The 22,086-nt window shown below is 71.0% G+C and carries 16 protein-coding genes; 12 read left to right on the forward strand and 4 right to left on the reverse strand.

Annotation, left to right across the window (positions count from 1 at the left end):
- The 3 genes from ETD86_RS16440 to ETD86_RS16450 all read left to right on the forward strand — a co-directional run.
- The coding region (locus tag ETD86_RS16440; protein ID WP_170223109.1) for a tetratricopeptide repeat protein at positions 1 to 724 on the forward strand (724 nt) is incomplete at its 5' end.
- A 74-nt stretch (positions 725 to 798) separates the two neighbouring features.
- Positions 799 to 1,386 carry a hypothetical protein gene (locus tag ETD86_RS16445; protein ID WP_138667032.1) on the forward strand — a complete coding sequence of 196 codons (588 nt, stop codon included), beginning with the start codon at positions 799 to 801 and terminating at the stop codon, positions 1,384 to 1,386.
- 1 nt (position 1,387) lies between these two features.
- A complete protein-coding gene (locus ETD86_RS16450) occupies positions 1,388 to 1,912 on the forward strand; it encodes an OmpA family protein (protein WP_246147946.1) in 525 nt (174 codons plus the stop codon).
- Positions 1,913 to 1,951: 39 nt separating this feature from the next.
- On the opposite strand, the gene ETD86_RS16455 is transcribed toward ETD86_RS16450, so the two are convergent.
- On the reverse strand, positions 1,952 to 3,034 hold the full coding sequence (locus tag ETD86_RS16455; protein WP_138667034.1) for a S1C family serine protease: 1,083 nt from the start codon (positions 3,032 to 3,034) through the stop codon (positions 1,952 to 1,954).
- Positions 3,035 to 3,052: 18 nt separating this feature from the next.
- On the reverse strand, positions 3,053 to 4,483 hold the full coding sequence (locus tag ETD86_RS16460; protein WP_138667035.1) for an AMP-binding protein: 1,431 nt from the start codon (positions 4,481 to 4,483) through the stop codon (positions 3,053 to 3,055).
- Between the two features lie 338 nt (positions 4,484 to 4,821).
- Here ETD86_RS16460 and ETD86_RS16465 point away from each other — a divergent pair, with 338 nt between their 5' ends.
- The 8 genes from ETD86_RS16465 (at position 4,822) to pgfA (ending at position 18,113) form a co-directional block, all read left to right on the forward strand.
- On the forward strand, positions 4,822 to 5,646 hold the full coding sequence (locus ETD86_RS16465) for a hypothetical protein (RefSeq protein WP_138667036.1): 825 nt from the start codon (positions 4,822 to 4,824) through the stop codon (positions 5,644 to 5,646).
- A 69-nt stretch (positions 5,647 to 5,715) separates the two neighbouring features.
- Complete coding sequence (locus ETD86_RS16470; protein WP_138667037.1) at positions 5,716 to 7,956, forward strand: acyl-CoA dehydrogenase family protein; 2,241 nt, start codon at positions 5,716 to 5,718, stop codon at positions 7,954 to 7,956.
- A gap of 142 nt (positions 7,957 to 8,098) precedes the next feature.
- Positions 8,099 to 9,583: an MmpA family trehalose lipid delivery protein gene (locus tag ETD86_RS16475; protein WP_138667038.1), complete on the forward strand. Its 1,485-nt coding sequence runs from the start codon at positions 8,099 to 8,101 to the stop codon at positions 9,581 to 9,583.
- Positions 9,584 to 9,708: 125 nt separating this feature from the next.
- Entirely contained in the window at positions 9,709 to 9,840 is a 132-nt protein-coding gene (locus ETD86_RS59115) for a hypothetical protein (RefSeq protein ID WP_260477562.1), read from the forward strand.
- Between the two features lie 95 nt (positions 9,841 to 9,935).
- On the forward strand, positions 9,936 to 11,156 hold the full coding sequence (locus ETD86_RS16480) for a glycosyltransferase family 4 protein (RefSeq protein ID WP_246147947.1): 1,221 nt from the start codon (positions 9,936 to 9,938) through the stop codon (positions 11,154 to 11,156).
- The gene (locus tag ETD86_RS16485) at positions 11,153 to 15,292 is read left to right on the forward strand and encodes an alpha-(1->3)-arabinofuranosyltransferase domain-containing protein (RefSeq protein WP_211370094.1); all 4,140 of its coding nucleotides are present in this window, start codon (positions 11,153 to 11,155) and stop codon (positions 15,290 to 15,292) included. The genes ETD86_RS16480 and ETD86_RS16485 overlap by 4 nt, the downstream gene beginning before the upstream one ends.
- Entirely contained in the window at positions 15,289 to 17,139 is a 1,851-nt protein-coding gene (locus tag ETD86_RS16490; RefSeq protein WP_138667039.1) for a hypothetical protein, read from the forward strand. Before ETD86_RS16485 ends, ETD86_RS16490 begins: the two co-directional genes overlap by 4 nt.
- A gap of 5 nt (positions 17,140 to 17,144) precedes the next feature.
- Positions 17,145 to 18,113: a cell envelope lipid trafficking protein PgfA gene (gene pgfA, locus ETD86_RS16495; protein ID WP_138667040.1), complete on the forward strand. Its 969-nt coding sequence runs from the start codon at positions 17,145 to 17,147 to the stop codon at positions 18,111 to 18,113.
- Here the strand turns inward: pgfA and ETD86_RS16500 are convergent.
- Entirely contained in the window at positions 18,054 to 18,794 is a 741-nt protein-coding gene (locus tag ETD86_RS16500) for a class I SAM-dependent methyltransferase (protein ID WP_246147948.1), read from the reverse strand. The genes pgfA and ETD86_RS16500 overlap by 60 nt on opposite strands.
- Before the next feature lie 34 nt (positions 18,795 to 18,828).
- On the opposite strand from ETD86_RS16500, the gene ETD86_RS16505 reads away from it, so the two are divergent.
- Positions 18,829 to 20,817, forward strand: a complete 1,989-nt coding sequence (locus ETD86_RS16505; RefSeq protein WP_246147949.1) for a hypothetical protein — start codon at positions 18,829 to 18,831, stop codon at positions 20,815 to 20,817.
- On the opposite strand, the gene ETD86_RS16510 is transcribed toward ETD86_RS16505, so the two are convergent.
- Positions 20,754 to 22,007 carry an acyltransferase family protein gene (locus ETD86_RS16510; RefSeq protein WP_170223110.1) on the reverse strand — a complete coding sequence of 418 codons (1,254 nt, stop codon included), beginning with the start codon at positions 22,005 to 22,007 and terminating at the stop codon, positions 20,754 to 20,756. The two genes, ETD86_RS16505 and ETD86_RS16510, sit on opposite strands and share 64 nt — an antisense overlap.
- Between the last annotated feature and the right edge of the window lie 79 nt (positions 22,008 to 22,086).

Raw genomic sequence — 22,086 nt, forward strand, 5'->3', positions numbered from 1 at the left:
ACCCCGCCCCGGCTTCTCGCCCCCACCCGACCGTCCCTCAGGTGAGCATCCGGCGGGTCCGGTGGGGCCGAACGGGCGGATCGGTGGTGCCGCGCGGGACGGTGCCGGAGGGGCGGCGTCGCGCTGGTCGCCGCAGGTGGCGCAGGCCGAACAGGCCTTCGTGCGGGCGCTTCGGGCGTTCGAGGACGCGGGTGATCGGCGTGGCCGGGCGGATGCCCTGAGGGCGCTCGGGGCGCTGCGGCAGGACGAGGCGCGGCTGCGCGAGAGCCTGGCCGCGTACCGGGAGCTGGGAGATCCACGGGGAGCGGCGGAGGCGTTGCTGGACCTGGCCAGGCTGCATCTCGCCGCCGGCCGCCACCCCGAGGCCCGCGACTGCGTGGAGCGCCGGATCGGGCTCAACCGCCGCCTCGGCGACCGCCTGCCCGAGGCCATGGCGCTGCTCGTCCTGGCCGAGGTGTCGAGGGCCGAGGGAGCGCCCGACGCCGCCGCGAGAGCCGCACGAGAGGCGCTGGAGACGTTCACCCAGTACGGCGATCGCAGGAACGCCGGGCAGGCTCTCATGGTGCTGGCCCGAACCGCTTTGGACAATGACGATACAGATGGTGCTGTTGATGCGCTTGTGCGTGCTATGGGAGAGTTTGACGGCCTCGGCGACGACGAAGGCAAGGCTGAGGCCGTACGGCTCGACCAGGAGGCTCGCAGGCGACGGGATCTACGCATATAGCGGACTATGCGGATCCTGAAGGTCGCCTCCCTAGGGTGAGGGCCACATCCCCGAACGACGAAGGTGATCACATCATGCGAAGGACGATCGCGCTGGCCGTCGCGGCCGTCGCGCTGGCGGGCTGCGGAATGCTTCCGGGCCAGCCGGGCGGCGGTGGCGAGGAGAGGCAGTCGCAGGCCGTCTCGGACAAGCAGCCGACACCCACCCTCAAGGAGTCTCAGGAGCCGCAGACCGCGCCCGCGCAGGACGGCCAGGCGATCGCCAGTCGCGAGACCAAGGTCGGGGCCGGGGACACGTACGGCAAGGCCCGTGTCGAGATCACCGCGCTCAAGCGCCAGGGCAGGACCGTCAGCCTCAACTGGACGGTCACCGCGACCGACGGCAAGGTCAACCTGCACAACGGCCTCGGGACCGCCCCACTGGACTTCACGGTCTCCGGCGTCTCCCTGATCGACCCCGTCAACGCCAAGCGCTACCGGGTCGCCCGCAACGGCACCGGAGAGGGCGCGGAATGTGTCTGCTCCGGCACCCAGGGCCAGTTCCTGGAGTCGGGAGAGGCCTCGACGCTGTACGCGGTCTTCGCCGCGCCGCCCGTGGACGTCACCAAGGTCAACGTTGAGATGCCCATGATCGGCGTGTTCACCGATGTTCCGATCTCTTAGCGTGGCCGTCGCCTTCGTCCTGTCCCCGACCCCGGCGCCGAGCGTGCCGGCCGACGCCGTCGGCCCTGTCGAGAACCTGGTCCTGCCCGTCGAGGACATCATCGGCGAGATCGAGTCGATGGACGGCACCGAGAGCGAGACCAAGCAAGGCCGTCAGGTGACGGTCGCGCTGACCAGTGACGTGCTGTTCGCGCTGAACAAGTGGCAGCTGACCGCCAAGGCCCGGCAGCGGCTGCGGCAGGTGGCGGAGAAGGTCGACGCCGAGGGCGCGGGTGGCGTGGTCAAGATCGAAGGGCACACCGACGACCAGGGGAGTGACGCGTACAACGTCGCGTTGTCGCGGCGGCGGGCGCAGGCGGTGCAGCAGGTCATGCGCGGGCTGCTGACCGGCCCTGGCGTGACCCTCCAGGCCGGCGGGTACGGCGAGAGCCGGCCCAAGCTGCCCAACATCGTGGACGGCAAGCCGGTGGAGAAGAACCGGGCCAAGAACCGCCGAGTGGAGATCGTCTTCACCGCCAAGCAGTGACCGCCCGCGCCTCGCCCGGGGCGCGCCGAGCCGGGTCCGTCACTCGCTCTGGAGCTGGCCCAGCGTCACGTTGACCGTCTCCTTGGCGTCGTTCCCCCGGATCACGCTCACCCGAGCCTGGTCGCCCGGCTTGAACTCGGTGATGGTCTCGGCAAGAACGGCCATGGTGGGTGTTTCCGTGTCGTTGATCGACACGATCATGTCACCGGCTCGGATGCCCGCCTTCGCCGCGCCCCCGTCCGGCTCCACCCGGACCACTCCCACCCCGATGGGCTCGCCGTCGGAGCCGACGATCGTGTTGCCCCCGATGCCGAGCGCGGCCCGGTGGGTGTTGGTGACCTTGCCGTCCTTGACGATCTGGCCGGCGATGTCGGTGGCGGTGTTGCTGGGGATGGCGAAGCCGATGCCGGGTGCGGCGCCGCCGCCCAGGTCCGGGTCCCGCGCGGCGAGTGTCGGGATGCCGATCACCTGGCCGGACAGGTCCACGAGCGCGCCGCCGCTGTTGCCCGGGTTGATCGCGGCCGAGGTCTGGATCGCGCCCGCGATCGTGGCGCCGGGGGAGCCGGGGTTCTCCGGCTCGGTGACGGTACGGCCGAGCGCCGAGACGATCCCGTTCGTCACGCTGCCCGACAGGCCCAGGGGGTTGCCCATGGCGAGCACGATTTGCCCGACCCGCAGCTTGGAGGAGTCCCCGAACTTGGCCGGCCGTAGCCCGTCGGGCTGGTCCACCTTGATCACCGCCAGGTCCCCGGCGCTGAAGGATCTCACCAGGCGGGCGGGGCGCGGCGGACCGCCGGTGGCGATCGTGACGTTCATCTCCTTGGCCTGGCCGACCACATGGGCGTTGGTGACGATGTGGCCCTGAGTGTCGAAGACGATGCCGGAGCCGAGGCCGACCTTGGTGTTGATCTGCACGATGGAGGGCAGCACGTCCGTGATCACCTGCTGGTACGCGGACTCGAGCGACTGCACCTGGGCGGCGGCGGGCGTCGTCGGCGACGGCGACGGCGACGGCGACCTGGTGGCCGTGGGCGAGGCGCCGGTCGTGGGGATCGTCCCGCAACCGGTGAGCAGCACGGCGACGGACAGTCCGGCGACGATCTCCTTGATGGGCACCCTCATGGGAGGTCCCTGCCCAGCTCAGCGGGAAAGATACGCTTCGCGCACGTTCCTTCTGCTCAGCTTCCCGGTCGGCGTGCGAGGCAGCGACTCCTGGTACTCGATCGCCCGCGGATGTTTCAGCTTGGCCAGCCGGGGCGCGCAGTGCCGCAGCAGGTCCGCGGTCAGATCCGCCCCGCCCGTCACCCCGGCGACCGGCTGGACGAGCGCCACGACCTTGTGCCCCCACTCGGGGTCCGGCACGCCGATCACCGCCACGTCCGCGACCGACGGGTGTTCGAGCAGCGCTGCCTCCACCTCGGCCGGGTAGATGTTCACCCCGCCGGAGATGATCAGATCGGTCCGGCGATCCAGCAGGAACAGGTAGCCGTCCGCGTCGACGTACCCGATGTCACCCGGCGTGTAGTCGCGCCCGCGCATGGTCGCGGCCGTCTTGTCCGGGTCGCCGTGGTACTCGAACCGGTTGATCCCGCCGATGTAGACCAGCCCCGGCTCCCCGGCGGGCACTTCCGCGCCGTCCTCCCCGACGATGGTGAACGCCATCCCGTCCAGCGCCCGGCCGACGGTGCCCGGTCTGGCCAGCCACTCCTGCGACGACACCATGGTCGCCACGGCCGCCTCCGTGGAGCCGTAGTACTCCCACACCACGGGCCCCAGCCAGTCGATCATCGCCTGCTTGGTGGCCGGCGGGCACGGGGCGGCGCCGTGGTAGAGGTGGGTCAGGGACGACAGATCGTACGACTCCCGCTCCGGCACCGCCAGCAGCCGGTGGAACATCGTGGGCACCATGAACGCGTTCGTCACCCGATACCGCTCGACGAGCCGCAGCGTCCCGGCCGCGTCGAACCGCTCGGGCGCCACGATCGTGTGCCCGAACTGCAGCGCCATCATGGCCTGCCCGTACGGCGCCGAGTGGTAGAGCTGCGAGCACACCAGATGCACCCCGCCGAAGGGCAGCCCGAAGTGCCGCCAGCTCTTCCGCATCAGGATCGGGTACATCTCCTCGGGCGTCAGGTCGAGCAGCCGCCGTCGCACGCCCTTGGGCCGCCCGGTGGTCCCGGACGTGTAGAGCATCATCGACCCGGCCCGCCGGTGCGCGGGTGCGCCGGACGGCTGCCCGGCCACGAGGTCGGCGACCGTGAGGGCCTCGGGTGAGACCACGATCCCGGCCCCGCAGTCGGTCACGATGTAGTCGAGTTCCTCGGGCGTGAAGTGCCAGTTGACCGGGACGTGGTAGGCGCCGATCTGGTAGGTCGCGAGCATCATGGTGAGCGCGTCGAGCCCGTTCTTCAGTACGGTCACCACGCTGGCGCCTGGACGTACTCCGCGTGAGGTCAGGCCGTTGGAGGCCTGGTTGACGCGGGCCAGAAGCCCTCCGTAGGAAGCACCCTCCTCGCCGAGGAGGGCCGGGCGTTCAGGGTCTTCGGTCGCGATCTCGTAGAAACCCCTCATGTCCGCAGACCTTACAGAATTAGATTCTGCAGGGGGAGTAGAGGAATTATCCCTCTCTGTAGTGACGTAATCTCAAGGCCATGGCGGACGTCGGCGACCAGAAACCTTCATTCGATTCACCCACCACCCCGTTCCGCAAGGTCGTCCTTCCTGCGGAGGAGACGGTCAGGATCCCGCGCCCTCCGGCGCCGGGTCCGTCCGTGCCGATCCAGCCCCCGGCGAAGCCCGCGACGAAGCCTCCGGCGAAGCCCTCCAAGAAGCCCTCGGCGCAGCCTCCCGCGCAGCCCTTAGCGCAGGCCCCGACGCAATCTCCGATGCGCCCCCCGATGCAGCCCCCGATGCAGCCCCCGGTGCGGCGGCCGCCGATGCCTCCCATGCCGCCGCCGCTGCCGCCAAAGCCCCCGGCCCGCCGCCTCTGGGACATCCCGATCAAGGCCGTCTATCTGTTCGGCGCCATTCTCGCCACCGTGCTGGCGGTCGGGCTGATCTTCTTCGTCTTCTCCGGCGACGTGCCGACCAACAATCAGCCGGGCGAGCAGATCGTCCGCGTCGCGCCCATACCGACGTCGGCCACGCCCACGGCGGCGGCACCCAGCCCGACCGTGACCGAGAGCCCGATCGTGTTGCCGCCAGTGCCCGAGAGCAAGGCCTACAAGAGCCTGCCGGGCACGGCGTCCGCGGTCACGGGCACCATCACGGACAACAAGGTCGGGATCAGCTATCCGCGGCTGGCCTCGCCGTGGAAGGCCAGGTCGTACCCGCCGTACTCGATCGCGCAGCGGATCGGCAAGGTCGAGATACCGTTCACGATCATCGCCTCGGCCATGTACCCCGGTGAGTCGCCCGCGAAGAAGCCCAGCTCGAACGCCGACTACCGGGAGATCGCCACCCAGGCCGTCCGCTGGACCATCCGCACCCAGTACCCCAAGGGCGCCACGGTCGAATGGACCGCCTCCAAGAAGGTCTCGCTCGGCAAGGGCTGGACGCTCGGCTACAAGGTGACCTACACCGACGGCGGAAAGCAGGAGGTCGCGCAGGCCATGCTGTCCATCATCGAGGTGGGCAAGACGAAGCCGGCGATGCTCATGGCCTCGATCCCGGAGTCGAACAAGGCACGCTGGCGCGATCTGAACACCCTCGCGCAGCAGGTTCGCCCGCTCTAGCCAGGAAGTCAGAAGCATCCTCTAGAATATGGTTCTGGGCATGACTCGGACCTGGCTGGAGGATGAGTAATGGCGATCGGGTTGAGCGAGGAGCACGAGGCGCTCCGCGAGTCGGTGAGCGGCTGGGCCGAGCGGAACATCCCCTCCGAGCTGGCGCGCGCCGGGTCGGACGGGCGTCCCCCGTTCTGGGCCGGCCTCGCCGAGCAGGGGCTGCTCGGCCTGCACCTGCCCGAGGAGTACGGCGGCTCCGGCTACGGGCTGCTGGAGGCGGCGGTGGCCATCGAGGCGCTGGCCGAGCGCGTGGCCCCCGGGCCCTACGTGCCGACCGTGCTGGCCAGCGCCGTGATCAACGCGTCGAAGCGCCCCGAGCACCTGGAGTCGCTCGCCGACGGCACCCGCACCGGCGCCGTCGCGCTGGCCGGCGACCTGCACGGCACCCGGGCCGAGGACGGCTCGCTCGTCGTCACCGGCACGGCCGAGCCCGTGCTCGGCGGCTCGCTGGCCGACGTGCTGGTGCTGCCCGTCGCCACCGCCGACGGCGAGGAATGGGTCCTCATCGACGCCTCCTCCGCCACCGTCACCGAGATCAAGTCCCTCGACCTCACCAGGCCGGTCGCCAAGGTGGAGCTGGCGGAGGTGACCGTGCCCGTCGAGGGCATCCTGGGCGGCGTCCAGGGCTCCGATGTACGCAACCTCGCCGCGATCCTGCTCGGTGCCGAGGCCACGGGCCTGGCCTCATGGTGCGTGACGGCCGCGGCCGCGTACGCCAAGGTCCGCGTGCAGTTCGGCCGCCCGATCGGCCAGTTCCAGGGCATCAAGCACAAGCTCTCCCGCATGCTCGTCGCGCTGGAGCAGGCCCGCGCCACCGTCTGGGACGCCACGCGCGCGGCGGAGAGCGCGGGGGCGTTCAGCCCGATGCCAACGGAGGCGCGCGAGAGCGAGACCATCAGCGCGGTGAAGGAGCTCGACTACGCCGCCGCCATCGCCGGCGTGATGGCCCCCGACGCGGCGGTCCAGTGCGCCAAGGACGCCATCCAGACGTTCGGCGGCATCGGCTATACCTTCGAGCACGACGTGCACCTCTACTACCGCCGCGCGCTCACCCTGCGTGCCCTGCTCGGCTCGTCGGCCGAGTGGGCCGCCACGGTGGCCGCGCTGGCGCTGCAGGGCGTCTCCCGCGAGATGGAGGTCGACCTGCCGGAGGACGCCGAAGAGCTGCGCGAAGGCATCCGCGCCGAGATCGCGGAGATCGCCCGGCTGGAGGGCAAGGAGCAGAAGCGGGCGCTCGCCGCGCGCGGCTTCGTCATGCCGCACCTGCCCAAGCCGTGGGGCCGCGCCGCCAAGCCGCTGGAGCAGGTGCTGATCGCCCAAGAGCTCAAGGCCGCCAAGGTACGTCCGCCCGCGTTGATCATCGGTGCGTGGGTGGTGCCGTCCATCGCCGTGTACGGCACCCAGGAGCAGCAGGAGCGGTTCCTGCCCAAGACGCTCAGCGGCGAGATCATCTGGTGCCAGCTGTTCTCCGAGCCCGGCGCGGGATCCGACCTGGCCTCGCTGCAGATGAAGGCCGAGAAGGTCGAGGGCGGCTGGAAGCTCAACGGGCAGAAGATCTGGACCTCGGTCGCGCACGTGGCCGAGTGGGGCATCTGCATCGCCCGCAACTCCAGCGAGGGCACCAAGCACGAGGGCATCACGTACTTCCTGGTCGACATGAAGGCCCCCGGCGTCACCGTCCGGCCGCTGACCGAGATGACCGGCGAGAACCTCTTCAACGAGGTCTTCCTCGACGACGTCTTCGTCCCCGACGAGCTGGTCGTGGGCGAGGTGGGCGAGGGCTGGAAGGTCGCCCGCAACACCCTGTCCAACGAGCGTGTGTCGTTGTCGTCCGGCTCGGGCGGCACCGGCTCGTCCGTGCCCGACCTGCTCGGCCTCATCGGGCGGCTCGGCCGCGAGGTGACGCCGGTCGAGGCGCAGAAGGTGGCCGAGGTCGTCTGTGAGGGGCACTCGATCAACGCGCTCTCGCTGCGGGTCACGCTCAAGCAGCTCGCGGGGAACGAGCCGGGTGCGGACGCCTCCGTACGCAAGCTGCTGTCCACCTCGCACGCCCAGCACGTGTCGGAGGCGGCGGTGGAGTTGCTCGGCCCGGCCGCCACGACGGCGGCCGACATGAAGCTCGGCGACGCCGGCTACTGGACCCGGGCGGTGCTGGCCACCCGGGCCATGACGATCTACGGCGGCACCACGGAGGTGCAGCTCAACATCATCGGCGAGCGGATGCTCGGCCTGCCGAGGGACCCCGAGCCCGGCAGGTAACGCATGTGATGTCACTGCGGCTACGCTCCCCTGTGCCTGGAATGTCCGGGGGCAGGGGAGAGGCGGTGCTTCGGTGGATACCGACCGATCGTCGGCCGCACGCCCGAGACCTCCGCGCCCGGGGCCTGGGAGCCTGGAACGGGTGCGGCTGAGGCTGGGGCGCGTGGCGCCCGCCATCCTTGGCGCGGCCCTGGCGGTGCTGGCGCTCGGGCCGGCCTTGGGGTGGGGGCTGGTGCTCCGCTACGACCTGCTCTTCGTACCGGATCCGCCGCTGCTGCCGGACAGCGGCGGGTTCCCCCGCGCCATGCCCAGCGATCTGGTCGTGGCGCTGCTGTCACGGGTACTGCCCGTGGAGATCGTGCAGAAGGGCGTGCTGGTCGCGATCTTCGTGCTGGCCGCGACCGGCGCGGCGGCGCTGGTGCCGCCGGAGCGCCGGCTGGCGCGGCTGGTCGCCGCCGCCTGCTTCGCCTGGAACATCTACCTCGCGCAGCGGCTCATGCTCGGCCAGTGGGCGCTGCTGCTCGGCGTGGCCGGCCTGCCCTGGGCCGTGCGGGCCGTGGGCATGCGCTGGACCCGGCTCCTCCTGGCGCTGCTCCCGGCGGCGATCGGCGGGTTCCAGGCCATGCTGGTCTCGGCGCTCACCCTGCTGCCGATCGCCGTCGCGCGCCGCAAGGTGCCGATGGTCGCCGGGATCCTGATCGTGTACAGCCTGCCCTGGGCGGTGCCCGCGCTGGGCTCGGGCGCGGTGACGGACCCGGCGGGTGTGGACGCGTTCGCGGCCCGCGCCGACGGGCCCTTCGGCGTCGTGGGCAGCCTGCTCTCGCTGGGCGGCATCTGGAGCGCCGACGCCGGGTTGCCCGGCCAGGAGTCATGGTGGCTCGCCACCGCACGCCTGCTCCTGGTCGCGGCGGGCGTCTTCGGCTACGTACGGCTCCGCGTCGCCCCGGACCGGCCGGCGTGGTGGGGCGGGCTGGCCGTGGCCGCCACGGCCGGGCTCTGCCTGGCGGGGCTGGGGGCGTTCCCGGTCGGCCGCGAGGCGCTCAAGTGGCTCATCGCCCTGTGGCCGGGATTCGGCCCGCTCCGCGACGGCCAGGTCTATCTCGCGCCGCTCGCGCTGCTGGTCGCGGCCGGCCTGGCCGCGGTCCTGAGGGAGGGGGCGCCCGCGCTGGTCGGGATCGTGGCGCCGGTGCTGGTGCTGCCCACGCTCGCGTTCGGGGGGTTCGGCCGGCTGGCCGCGGTGGCGTACCCCCCGGACTGGACGGTCGTGCAGCGGATCGTCAACACCGACCCCGTGCCGGGAGCGCTGCTGTCACTGCCCTGGGGCGCGCACCGGGCCTTCGCCTGGAACGGTGGCCGGATCGTGCTGGACCCGGCCACCAAACTCTTCGAGCGGCGGGTCGTCTGGGACGACACGCTGTACGTCGGACTGCCGGACGGAAGCCGCCTGAGGGTGCGCGGCGAGGACCCGCTGAACCGGCGCGCAGGCGAGCTCCTGGCGACTCGCGATCTGGCGCGGCTCCCTGTCAGATACGTGCTGGTGCCTTCAAGCCAGAACGGGTTCCTACTTGAAGCGGCCGGCTTCAAGACCATTTTCCGCGGCAAAGAGCTCGACTTGCTGCGGCGTTGACCCGGCGTTTCGTGATATACCAGAGAGTAACTTGCTTTATCACGGTTTGACCAATGTTATGGATTCAAGCCGGAACACGTTCTAGTCTCGGCACACTGCGCCACAGATCGGAAGGGAGTGCTCTGTTGTTGCGACTTCTCGTGGCCTTGGCCATCGGAGCTCTGCTGGCGGTCGGTGCTTCCGTTGCCGTGGTCAATGTGGCGTCACCTTCCCTGACCCCGCCGAACCAGCCGCTCTACAACTACGGCACCAGGTGATCCTCCCCACTTGACGGGGCCATACCCAGCTCAGCAGCAAGGTGTGTGGCTCCGCCATGCCCTCATGCCCTCATGCCCGCTGACGAGGAGTGACGGTGGTCTTTACCGGTGAGCACCAGGCCGAGGCGGCAGGCCTGGCAGAGCCGCGGGCTCGCGGCGAGAGGGAAGACGAGCGGCCGCTCGCGGGGGTCCGCGTCGCCATGCTGAACTTCCGCGAGCCCCGGCAGTCGACCGCCGGCGGGGCGGAGGAGTACGCGTGGCAGGTCAGCCGGTTCCTGCTGAGCCAGGGAGCCTCGGTCGTCTTCGTGACCGGGCGCCAGCGGGGGCAGCGCCGCGCCGAGGTCCTGGAGGACGTCCAGGTGCGCAGGATGGGCAATCCCTTCCTGGTCTACGTGCTGGTGCCGCTCTGGCTGCTGTTCCACCGGCGCTCGGTCGACGTCGTGATCGACACGATGAACGGCATCCCGTTCTTCTCGCCGCTTGTGGTGCGTCGCCGCACCCCCGTGTTCTGCCTCGTGCACCATGTGCACGACCGGCAGTTCCACGCCTTCCTCCCGCGGTGGCTGGCCAGGATCGGCTGCCTCGTCGAAGGGCCCGTCGCACGGCTGCTCTACCGCCGCTGCCTGACGATCACGGTCTCGGAGTCGTCCAAGCAGGAGCTCGTCAAGAGGCTGCGCTGGCTCGCGGCGATCACCATAGTTCCGAACGGCTGCGCCGAGCCCGTCGACGTCCAGCCGGAGCCTGTCCAGGGCGACCCCGCGATCGTGTACGCCGGGCGCCTCGTCGGGCACAAGCGCATCGAGCGCGTCGTGGACCTGGCCGCCGAGCTGGACGCCGCGTGGCCGCGGCTGACCGTGCACGTCATCGGGCGCGGCCCCGAGCATGGCCCGCTCGCCCGGCAGATCGAGGACAAAGGGTTGTGCGGCCGGGTCGTGCTGCACGGATTCCTGTCCGAGCCACGCAAGAACGCGCTGCTCGCCGCCGCCCGGCTGAATGTGACGGCCTCGGAGTTCGAGGGCTGGGGGCTGACCGTGATCGAGGCCGCCGCGCTCGGGGTGCCGACGGTGGCTTACGACGTGGCGGGACTGCGTGACTCCGTCCGCGACGGCGTCACCGGATGGCTGGTACGCGACGGGGAGAACCTGCAGGACGTCGTCGAACGCGCGCTCAAAGAGCTGGCGGACCCGGCACGCAGGACCGAGGTGGCCGACGCCTGCCGCGCCTGGGCACGAGAATTTACGTGGGCTCGAACTGGGGCTAACATAACCGGACTTATCCTGGCGAAACTCCAAGATCGCGGCGGAGCCTATCAGTGACCCAAGCCTCGCCTGGACTCCGGGGGGAGTTCGCGGAGTCCGCCGCCGAGAGCTACGAGACACGGATCAGACACAGGCTGCGACTGCTCGCCTCCTGCCTCCTGCTCGGTGCCATCGCCTTCAACACCTCGACCGAGAAGATCATCCCCGAGACCAAGCTCGACATGGCGGTCAACCCGCTGGGCTTCCTCGGCCGGGCCCTGCACCTCTGGGACGGCGCCTACTTCGGCCACCTGCAGAACCAGGCGTACGGCTACCTCTTCCCGATGGGCCCGTTCTACGCGCTCGGCCTCGAGCTCGGCATGGAGGCGTGGACGGTCCAGCGGTTGTGGATGTCGCTGGTGTTGTGCACGGCCTTCCTGGGCGTGGTCCAGCTGGCCCGCGCCATGGGCATCGGCGGCTCGCACACCCGCGTGCTCGCCGGCTTCGTGTACGCGCTCGCGCCGCACGCCCAGGCGCTCATCGGCATCAACTCCTCGGAGTTCCTGCCCAGCGCCGTCCTGCCGTGGATTCTTCTCCCCCTCGTCAAAGGGGCCAGGCGGGAGTTGACGGCGCGACGGGCGGCCGCCCTGTCGGCGCTCGCCTTCCTCTTCTGCGGCGGCGTCAACGCCGTGGCCGAGGCGGCCGTCCTCGTCGTCCCGCTGCTGTACCTGCTGATCAGGCGCGGCGGGGCGGACAAATGGCGCCTGATCGCGTGGTGGCTGCCGCTCATCGCCCTCGCCTCGATGTGGTGGGCGGCCCCGCTGCTGACGCTGGGCGGGTACATCTTCTCCTTCCTGCCCTTCATCGAGACGGCCAGCGCGACGACCGGCGTCACGTCGCTGGTCAACGCCCTGCGCGGGACGTCGAGCTGGCTCAGCTTCCTGACGGTGGACGGGCAGACCTGGCTGCCCGACGCCAACCAGCAGTCCACGGTCCCGTGGCTGATCGTGGTCACCGCGGCCGTGGCGGCGCTCGGCTTCGCCGGTCTCACCGTGCGCAGGCTGCCCGAGCGCACTTTTCTCCTGATCAGCCTGCTGATCGGCGTCGCCGTCATCACGACGGGCCATCCGGGCACGCCCCACCACGAGCTCATGGTCGAGCTGCTGGACGGCCCGCTCGCCGTCTTCCGCAACCTGCACAAGTTCGACGCCTTGATCAGGCTGCCCGTGGCGCTCGGCGTCGCCGGGCTGCTGTCCCTGGTCCGCCTGCGCTGGCGCACGCCGTTGACCGTCGCCGCGGCCGGGCTGATGGGATTGTCGACCCTGCCCATCCTGTACGCGGGGCTCGCGCCGGCCGGCGGATTCACCGCGATCCCCGACTACTGGAAGCAGGCCGTCACCTGGCTGGGGCGCAACGCGGGAGACGGGATGGTCCTGGCCGTGCCCGGCGCCAAGCGTGGCGAGTACCTCTGGGGGCGTCCTCTCGACGAGCCGCTGCAGGCGCTGTCGCAGGGCCGCTGGTCCACGCACACCATCGTGCCGTGGGGTTCGGCCGGCATCTCGCGGCTCATGGCGGCCATCGACGACCGCCTGTCCACCGGCGAGGGGTCGGCGGGGCTCACGGCCACGCTGCGCCGCATGGGGGTGACGTACCTGGTGGTCCGCAACGACCTGGACCGCGCCACCATCGGCACGGCCTGGCCGGTCCGCGTGCACCAGGCGCTGGAGGACTCACCCGGCATCTCGCTCGCGGCCCAGCTGGGGCCCGGCGTCGGCATCGGCCAGTACGGCAAGGCCGCCGCCTGGCTGGACCAGCCCTACCACGCGGTCGAGATCTACAAGGTGGCGGACGCCGCGCCGCTCGTCGGCACCGTGGACGCCAGCCGCCCGCTCCGCGTGGGAGGCGCGCCCGAGGCCGTGCTCGACCTGGCCGAGCAGGGGCTGCTGGACGACGACCGCCCCGTCCTGCTCAACGACGACGCCGGGCAGGTCGAGGTGCCCGCGTCCGACACGGTGCTGACCGACACCCTGCGCCGCCGCGAGCTCTCCTACCCCGACCTGCGCCGCAACGCCAGTGCCACGCTCACCGCTGACGAGCCGTTCCGCGGCGCCTCGCCGTCGAACGACATCCTCGACCCAGGATGGGAGCGATACCTCGCCACCGCGACCCTCACCGGGATCGCGAAGGTAACGGCGTCCAGCTCCGAAGCGGACGTCACCGCGGCCCCCCGATCCAGGGAGCCCGGCCGCCAGCCCTTCGCCGCGCTCGACGGCGACCGGCGCACCAGCTGGCGCTCCACGGGCTGGAACGGCGCGGTCGGCGAGTGGCTGGAGGTCACCTTCACCGAGCCTCTGACGGTCGCCACGATCCAGGTGGCCTTCGAGAACTCGCCCATCGGCCCCCCGCCCAGCGAGGTCGTGGTGGAGACCGACACGGGCTCGTTGCGCCAACGGGTACGCGCCACCGCCGACCCGCAGGAACTGGTGGTGCCGAAGGGCCCGATCAGCCGGTTGCGCCTGAAGATCGCCGCCACCGCGTACGAGCCGCAGAGCAGGCTCGGCAGCCGCGTCGGCATCACCGAGCTGACCATCCCGGGCGTCCAGGCCGGCCGCTCGATCACCGTGCCCGACCCGGGCGCCGCCTCGGGCGAGCCGGTCTCGGTCGCGGTCAGCAGGACCGGCGACGTCCCTGGGTGCGTCAAGGGCTCGGTCGCCTGGAGCTGCGCCAAGGGCCACGAGGTCCTGGGCGACGACGGCAATGGCTTCGACCGCTCCTTCACGGTCAGGAAGGACGGCTCGTACGGCGTGTCGGGCCGCGCCGTGCTCACCGAGCGCTCCGCCATCGAACGGCTCAGCACGCTGCCCGGCGACCCCATGAAGGTGCAGGCGTCCTCGACCGCGGTCGAGCACGGCGCGGCCGCCGGACGGTGGGCGTTCGACGGCGACCCGAAGACCGCCTGGTTCGCCGACCCGCTCGACCCGCGGCCCACGCTGAGCGTGGAGTTGGCCCGCAGGACCAAGCTGTCGCAGATCCGCGTCGTTACGCCCGACTCCTACCTCGGCGCCCCACCTATCCGGGTGACGATCCGTGCCGAGGGTGGGGTCAGGCAGAGCTGGGTGGGCACGGACGGCATCATCCGGTTCCCCGCCATGGACGCACAGAAGGTCAAGCTGGAGTTCGGCGCGTCCGGCGGCCGTTCGATCGAGATCAGCGACATCGCCTTCCCTGGGGTGCGCCCGCTGGGCGCGCTGAACGGCTTCCCGCTCAGGATGCCCTGCGGGTTCGGCCCGGCCCTCACCATCGACGGTGACGTCGTGCACACCGAGGTCGTCGATGGCACGCTCAACGACGTGGTCACAGGAAAACCCATCACGTTCAAGAGTTGCGAGCCGCTGCGGCTCACGGCCGGCCAGCCCCGCATGTCCGTACGGCCGGGAGAGTCCTACCGCATCGAGTCCGCGATCGTCAGCCCCCAGCCTGGAGTGCGCCCGGCCGCGCCCGTGGCGATGAGCGGGGTCTCAGTCGAGTCGTGGAACCCCGACGAGCGTGTGGTCAAGGTAGGCGTCACCGTCGACTCCTACCTGGTCGTCAACGAGAACTTCAACGCCGGATGGCGGGCCACGCTGGGCGCGGTCGAGTTGAAGCCGGTCCGGCTGGACGGCTGGCGGCAGGCTTGGTTCCTCCCCGAGTACACGGTGGGCACCGTCACGCTCACCTACGAGCCCGACGGCGCCTACCGGGCTGGGCTGGCCGCTGGCGGCGCACTGGCGCTGTTGGTCGCGCTGCTCGCCCTGGTCGGAACGGGCCCGCCGGCGCGGCACCTAGCGCCTATTCGGCCCGCTCGCCTGCGCGTGGGCCACGTGCTGCCGTTCGCGCTCGCCCTGGGGTTCTGGGTCGCCGGGCTGGCCGGCGCGGCCGTGGTCGGCGTGGTCTACCTGCTGGGAGCACGGTTGCAACCGCTGCGCGACGCCGAGCACGGGCCACTCGGGCCGCGTGGGCGGCTGTTGCTGGGGCCGGTGGCGGGCGTCGCCCTCTTCCTGGCCGCCGCGGTCCTGGTCGCCGTGGGGGTGGCCGGCCTGTGGCCGCAGCTCCTCTGCCTGCCCGTGCTGGCGTTCCTGCTCGCCGAGATCCCCGCCAGGCGGGCGCCGGCCAGGCGACTTGAGATCCCCGTACCCGTCGCCGCGGGCGGCCCGACCATGACGAGCGTGTCGTGACCCAGACCACCAAGCCGCGCACCGGATTCGTCTTCACCGTCCCGGCCCCGATGGCCCGCACCGCCGGGGCGCTGTCCCGGTGGGCGCGGCGACAGCACGTCCTGCTGACCGCGCTGGTGCTCATCGGCGCGGCCATGGCGTGGAAGGCGACCATCGTCCAGAGCTCTTACTTCAAGGAGGACGACTTCGAGTTCGTGGCCAGGGCCATGGAGAACGGCCTCTCCTTCGACTACCTGACCCGGATCCACTTCGGCCAGTTCATGCCGGGCGGCTTCCTGCTGGCGTGGTTCACGTCCAGGCTGGAGCCCTTCGGCTGGGGGTACGCGGCCGGGGCGACTCTGGTGCTGCACGCCTGCGCCGCGCTCGCCGTCCTGCGCATGCTCCGCGTCGTGTTCGGTAACCGGCCTGCGATCCTCGCGCCGCTCCTGGTCTTCCTCGTCGCGCCCATCACCGTGCCCGCGCTCGTGTGGTGGGCGGCGGCGCTCAACACCGTGTTCCTGCAGATCGCCCTGCCCATGGCGATCGCGTCGCACTGGCGTCACCTGCGTACCGGGCGGCTGCTGCACGCCGTGGTGGCGGCGCTGTGGGTGCTGTTCGGGCTGCTCGGGTTCGTCAAGGGGTTCGCCCTGCCGCTGGTGCTGCTCGCGCTCACGGCGATCTACCACGGCGGCCTGCGCACCGCGCTGCGCAAGTACCTGCCCGCGTGGTCGCTGTACCTACTCGTGCTGGTGGGTTTCGGGGCACTCTACGTCTATCGGGCGCTCTCCTCGCCCAACACCGGGGCACTGCCGATCTTCGACCAGGCCGCGGGCTTCCTGTGGGAGCTGCTCGGAAGGACCTTCGCCACCACTGTGCTCGGCGGCCCCTGGCGGTGGTTCGCGGGCGGCGACTGGGGAGTGGCCTCGCCGCCGCTGCCGGTCGTGATCGCCTCCCTCGTCACCCTCGCGATCCTGGTGGTGCTCACCGCGTACTACCGCAGGCGTGCGGGGTGGGCCTGGGCGATGTTGCTCGGGTACGTCCTCGTGGCCGACGCCCTGCCGGTGTTGTGGGGCCGGGTGCACCTGCTGGGCTCGTTCGCCGGCACGGACACGCGGTACGTCGCCGACGCCGTCCCCCTGGTGGCGCTGGTCGTCGGGCTCGTGCTGCTGCCGCTCCCCGAAGAGAGGGAGCCGTACCGGAGGACCTTGCCCGGCCGGGACCGGGTGAGCGGGATCTGCGGCGCGGCGCTCGGCCTGTTCGTGGGCGCGTCGCTGGTGACGGTCACGCTCTTCTCCGGCTATCTGGGCGCGGACCGGCGCTACCACTACATCGAAACCGCCCGCGCCGACCTGACCAAGACGGCGCCCGGCACCGTGATCTACGACCGGTTCGTACCGTCCGACGTGTTGCCGGCCAGCTACAAGACCTACAGCCTGACCTCCAGGGTGCTGGGCGCGATGGCCACGCCTCAGCTCAGGGCCAGGATGCAGGCGCCGCCCGCGGCGCTCGACGGCATGGTCTTCGACGATCAGGGCCATCTGCGGCCCGTGGACGTGCAGGGAATCCCGCTCGTCCCGACGACGCGGGACCGGTGCTGGCCGGCCAGCCAGGGAACCCTGCAGGTGCCGCTGGACAACCGCGTCAGCCGCGTGGAGGGCACCCTGGTCAAGCTCGGGTACGCCGCCAGCGCCGACACGAAGATCACGTTCTGGATGGGCGACCAGGCCACGGACGTGCAGTTGCGGGCGGGCCTGGGCAAGGTGTTCATGCTCGCCGTGCCGGGCGCAGACCGCATCGTCGTGCACGACCTCCCACCGGGCGTGTGCATCGGCGACGTGACGCCGGGACAGGCGGTGCCGCGACCGTGACCGTCATGAGCCGCAGGAACCTCGCGCTGCTGCTGGCCGGCGTGGGCGCCTTCCTGTTGACGCTCATCCCCCTGAGCCGCCTGTACGTGTACGGGCAGGTGCTCAAGGCCCCGCTGGAGCAGCAGAGCATGACCAGGTCGGTGGCGGAGTCGGCCACCTACCTGGACCCGGCCACGATGCGGCCGGCGGTGGGCGACCTGGTGCAGACCCGGTGGCTGATCGGCGACGTGCTGGCCGGCGACGACGACCGCGCGGTGTGGGGCGAGTCGATCTCCATGGCCACGCGGGACGGCGAGCGGCTGGACTATCACGAGCGGCGCCTGGCCTTCGACCGCCGCACGGGCGTCATCGTCAACTGCTGCGGCCAATACCTCGACGAGAACACCTCGATCGAGCAGTCGGGGCAGGCCTTCCGTTGGCCCTTCAACGCCCAGCGCCGCGACTACGCGCTGTTCGACCTGAGGCTGCGGCAGCCGGTCACGGCCACGTTCGACGGGGTCGAGCGGGTGCGCGGCGTCGAGACGTACCGCTACGTCCAGCGCACTCCGCGCCGGCTCGTCCCGGGCGAGACGGCACCCTTGCCGCGCCGCCTCCTCGGGTTGCCGGGCAAGGGCGATGTCGGGCTGGGCCGTTACGCCGAGATCCGGCGTACGTACTGGGTCGAGCCGGTCAGCGGCCAGCCGGTCAAGATGCTGGACGAGGTGAAGGAGACGCTGGTCACGGCCGACGGGCAAGGCCGGCTGACGGCGCTGGACGCGGCGTTCCACACCACGGAGGCCGACGTCGCCGCGGCGCTGAACACGGCGGCCGCCTACCGCCGCTGGATCCTGCTCCTGGGCACCGTCGCCCCGGTGGGCGGTGGCGCGCTCGGCGCGGGCTGCGTGGTGACCGCTATCTGGCTCATGCGCCGGCGCTCACCTGCGGCGCAGGACGAGGAGCAGGTTCCAGGTGACCAACTCGCGGATGCCAGGTAGGTGGACGACATGCCGGGCCCAACGGGGAAGGTAGCGGGGGACCGCATCCAGGATCTCCGCGTCCCGGCACCGCCTGGCCCAGGCCAGCGGCTTGGCCACCCCGATGGCGTACATGCTCTCGCCATAGACGTTCTTGGGCGGCTTGCCGTGTCTGCGTGCGTATCGCCGGGCGGCGTAGTGGCCGCCCAGGTAGTGCCAGGGAGAGGTCTCGTGGCCGCCCCACGGCCCGAGCCAGACGGTGTAGGACAGGTAGACGATCCCGCCCGGGCGGGTGACCCTGACCATCTCGTCCGCCATCCTGAGCGGGTTGGGGACGTGCTCCAGCACGTTCGACGAGAAGCACACGTCCACCGAGCCCGTGGCGAGGGGCAGGTCGAGCGCGCTGCCCAGCACCGCGTCCCGGGGCAGCGCCCCGTCACGCAGGCGCATCTCGCCGGCGTCGCAGTCCACGCACACGGGCCGGGCGCCGACGGCACGCAGCGCGTCGGCGAAGTAACCGGGGCCGCCCCCCACGTCGGCCACCGTGGCGCCGGCCAGGTCCGTGTAGGTCGTCAGCTGGGCGACCGTGTCCCTGGCCAGGGTGCCGTAGAAGAAATCCGGATCGCTCTGCTCCAGGCGGAAGGCACGCAGCAACCGGACGGATCTGCTGAGATCCGCTCGGAACGGTTCGGGGGTGTCCACGGCGCGGAGCTTACTGCAGCGGAAGGAAACGACGATGCCTGAGGACGTCAAGCGCTCCGGAACGGAGACGACGCCGGCTGAGGACACCAAGCGCCCCGACGCGGAACCGACGCCGGCGGAGGATGCCGAGCCCGCCCAAAGGGGGACGGCACCGGTCGAGGATGCCGAGCCCGTCCAAGCGGGGACGGCGCCGGCCGGCGACGTCAAGCGCCCCGAACCCGTGCAGATCACGCTGCCCGCGATTCGCACCGGGCCGGTCATGGGTGTCGGCCTGCTGCTCATCCTGGTCTCGCTGGTCTTCAGGGCCAGTGTCCTCAGCAAGGCGTACTTCGTCGAGGACGACTTCCTCTTCGTGGCGGGCGCCGGCGACAGCGGGCTGACCTGGGAATACCTGACCCGGGTGCACAAGGGCCACCTCATGCCCGGCGCGCTGGCGCTGGTGTGGGTGCTCACGTCGGTGGCGCCGTACAACTGGGCGCTGGTGTCGTTCGTGACCCTCGCGCTCCAGGCGGCGGCCTCGATCATGTTCCTGGTGTTGTTGCGGCGGTTGTTCGGCGACCGCGCCGTCGTGCTCGCCGCGCTGACCGTCTACGTCTTCGCCCCGCTCACCGTGCCCGCGATGAGTTGGTGGTCGGCCGCGCTCAACGCGGTGCCGCTGCAGCTCGCCCTGGTGGCCGCGCTGGTCGCGCACATCAGGTACGTACGCGAGGGCAAGGGCCGCTGGCACGCCCTGATCTGGGCCGCCGTCGGGATGGCCTTCTCCACCAAGGGAGTGTTCATCCCCTTCGTCGTGCTCGGGATCACCAGCGCCTACCTGGGCAAGGGGCTGTGGGCCCACGCGCTGCTGACCGAACTGCGCAGGCCCGTCTGGTGGGCGCAAGGCCTGCTGCTGGCCGGGTACGGCGTGCTCTACTGGCTGCGCCGCGACAGCGCCGGCTCCGAGGGGCTGACCGGACCCAAGTCCGAGATCGTCCCCGGGCTGCTGCGCAGGCTGCTGGGTGAGACCTTCCCCACGGGCGCGGTCGGCGGCCCGCTGCGCTGGGGCGGGCTCACCTCCACTGGAGGGCTGGCCGAACCCGCCCAGGCCACCGTGATCGTGTCATGGGCCGTGATCGCGTCACTCGTCATGGTGACCTGCTTGTACCGCAGGCGCGCCTGGCGGGCGTGGGCGATCCTGGCCGCCTACGTCGTCGTGGCCGACGCGCTCCCCACCGTGATCGCGCGGGCGACCGCGTGGGACCTGGTGGGCGCGGAGACCAGATATGTCGCCGACGCCGCGGTGCTGGTCGCCCTCTGCCTGGCGCTGGCCTGGCAGCCGGTCGAAGGCGAGCCCGACGACACCCGGCGCAGGCCGGTGCCGGGCACGTTGTCACTGGCCGCGGGTGGGCTGACGGTGGCCTTCCTGGCCGTGTCGCTGGTCTCGATCAACTCCTTCGGCGACACGCTCAGTGGGGACAAGGTCAGGAAATATCTGGATAACGCGCGGGCCTCGCTGGCCACCGCGTCGCCGGACGCCGACATCTACGCCCGCCCCGTCCCGCCGGAGATCGTCCTGCCCTGGAACGGCCCGCGCCGCCTGACGTCGTACGTGCTCGCGCCGCTGGCCGATCCCGAGACCCGGCAGCGCATGCGCGAGCCACGCCCCTCGGCCGAGCCGTACGTCTTCGACGCCACGGGCAAGCTCGTCCTCGTGGGCCGGGTGGTGCCCTACTTCGACGGGGTCAAGGGCCGGAAGTGTTACCCGGCGGGCCAGACCTTCCCCGTCGAGTCCTTCGGCGGCCCCGGCATGGTGGTGGCCATGGCGTACGTCAGTCCAAAGCCGGTGCAGGTCGTGGTGGACCTCGGCGGCACCCAGCGGGCGGCCACGTTGCCCGCGACCGGCGTCATGGGCGCACTCTTCTACGTCCCGCACGATGGGGTGGGCAAGGGGATGCGGATCAGCGCGGCCGGCGGCCAGGGTCAGGCGTTCTGCCTCAGGGCGGTGGCCTTCGGCGAGCCGGGACCGGCCCCTCCGGCGCTCTGAGGGATGAACCGGATCAGGCGTCTGGCGGGCTCCTCCACGTAGCGGTAGGTGAGCCCGGCCAGCGCGACCGTGAGGGCGCCGACGGCGGCCAGGTTGAGTATCAGGTTGCCGGTCCACGGCTCCTGGCCGGTGAAGTCGTACCAGAGGTAGATGACCACGAACTGCCACAGGAAGACGCCGTAGGAGATCCGGCCGAGATAGCTCATCAGCCGCCCGCCGAGCACCGCGTGCAGTCTCGTGGGGCCCCCCGGCTCCAGCGCCGCGGGGGCGACGAGGCAGAAGGCGATGAGCGTGTAGAGGCCCTGCTCGTAGAACGCGGTCCAGATGCCGCCCAGGCCGACGAAGCGCGGCCCGGTGACCGGGGTGGCGGCGATCAGGTACGCCAGCCCGGCGATCACCCACAAAGTGCCCCACGAGGCGGCCAAGGCCGCGCACAGGCGGCGGACGGGCCCGTCCGCCGCCCTGGCCCAGACGGTGAGCACCGCCAGCGCCATCCCCGGCACGAAGAACGTCCACGAGCGCGGCAACCACACGTTCATCCACGGCCGGTACTCGGGGAAATACTCGAAGATCGTGTAGACGTAGGACAGGCCGCCGAAGACCGCCAGCCCGATCAGCAGGCGCCTGGCCCTGGCCCGCAGATCCGGCCCCCCGCGCAGCGCGAACCACCGCAGCGCGGCCGCCATCAGCGGCAGCGTGAGATAGAAGGTCAGCTCCACCGCCAGGCTCCACATCTGGCCCAGCCCCTTGGGCCCGAGGCCGAACCACCACGGACTCGTGTCGTAGGTGTGCACCAGGAACAACATCTGCACCCACGTCCAGGGATCGGACCGGTGCGCCTCGCCCCACAGCAGCAGCGCCACGGCCACCACCAGCCAGTACGCGGGGATGATGCGGAAGAAGCGTTTCCAGAGGTAGCGGCCGGTGTCAGGGGCTCGGTCACCGATCAGCACCTCCGCCGCCCAGGGGCGGTAGAGCAGCAAGCCGGACAGCGTGAAGAAGATCGGCACGCCGATCTCGCCCCGGGACAACACGCCACCCAGGAACCCCGGCTCCAGCGCCGTTCCCGCCTCCATCGCCACATGGAAGATCAGGACGGCGAAGGCGGCCACCGCGCGGATCCCGTCGAGCGACGCCTGGTGCCCGGCGACCACCGGCACCCCGGTCGATGTAGAACCTGTTTCGGTCACGTTTCCGCATCCCTGGTGACGTCGGTCACTCACCGCAATAACATACCGGCGAGTAGAACTAGTTTCAGTCACTTTGTCA

It is taken from the genome of Nonomuraea turkmeniaca (assembly GCF_005889735.1).
GTDB lineage: Bacteria > Actinomycetota > Actinomycetes > Streptosporangiales > Streptosporangiaceae > Nonomuraea > Nonomuraea turkmeniaca.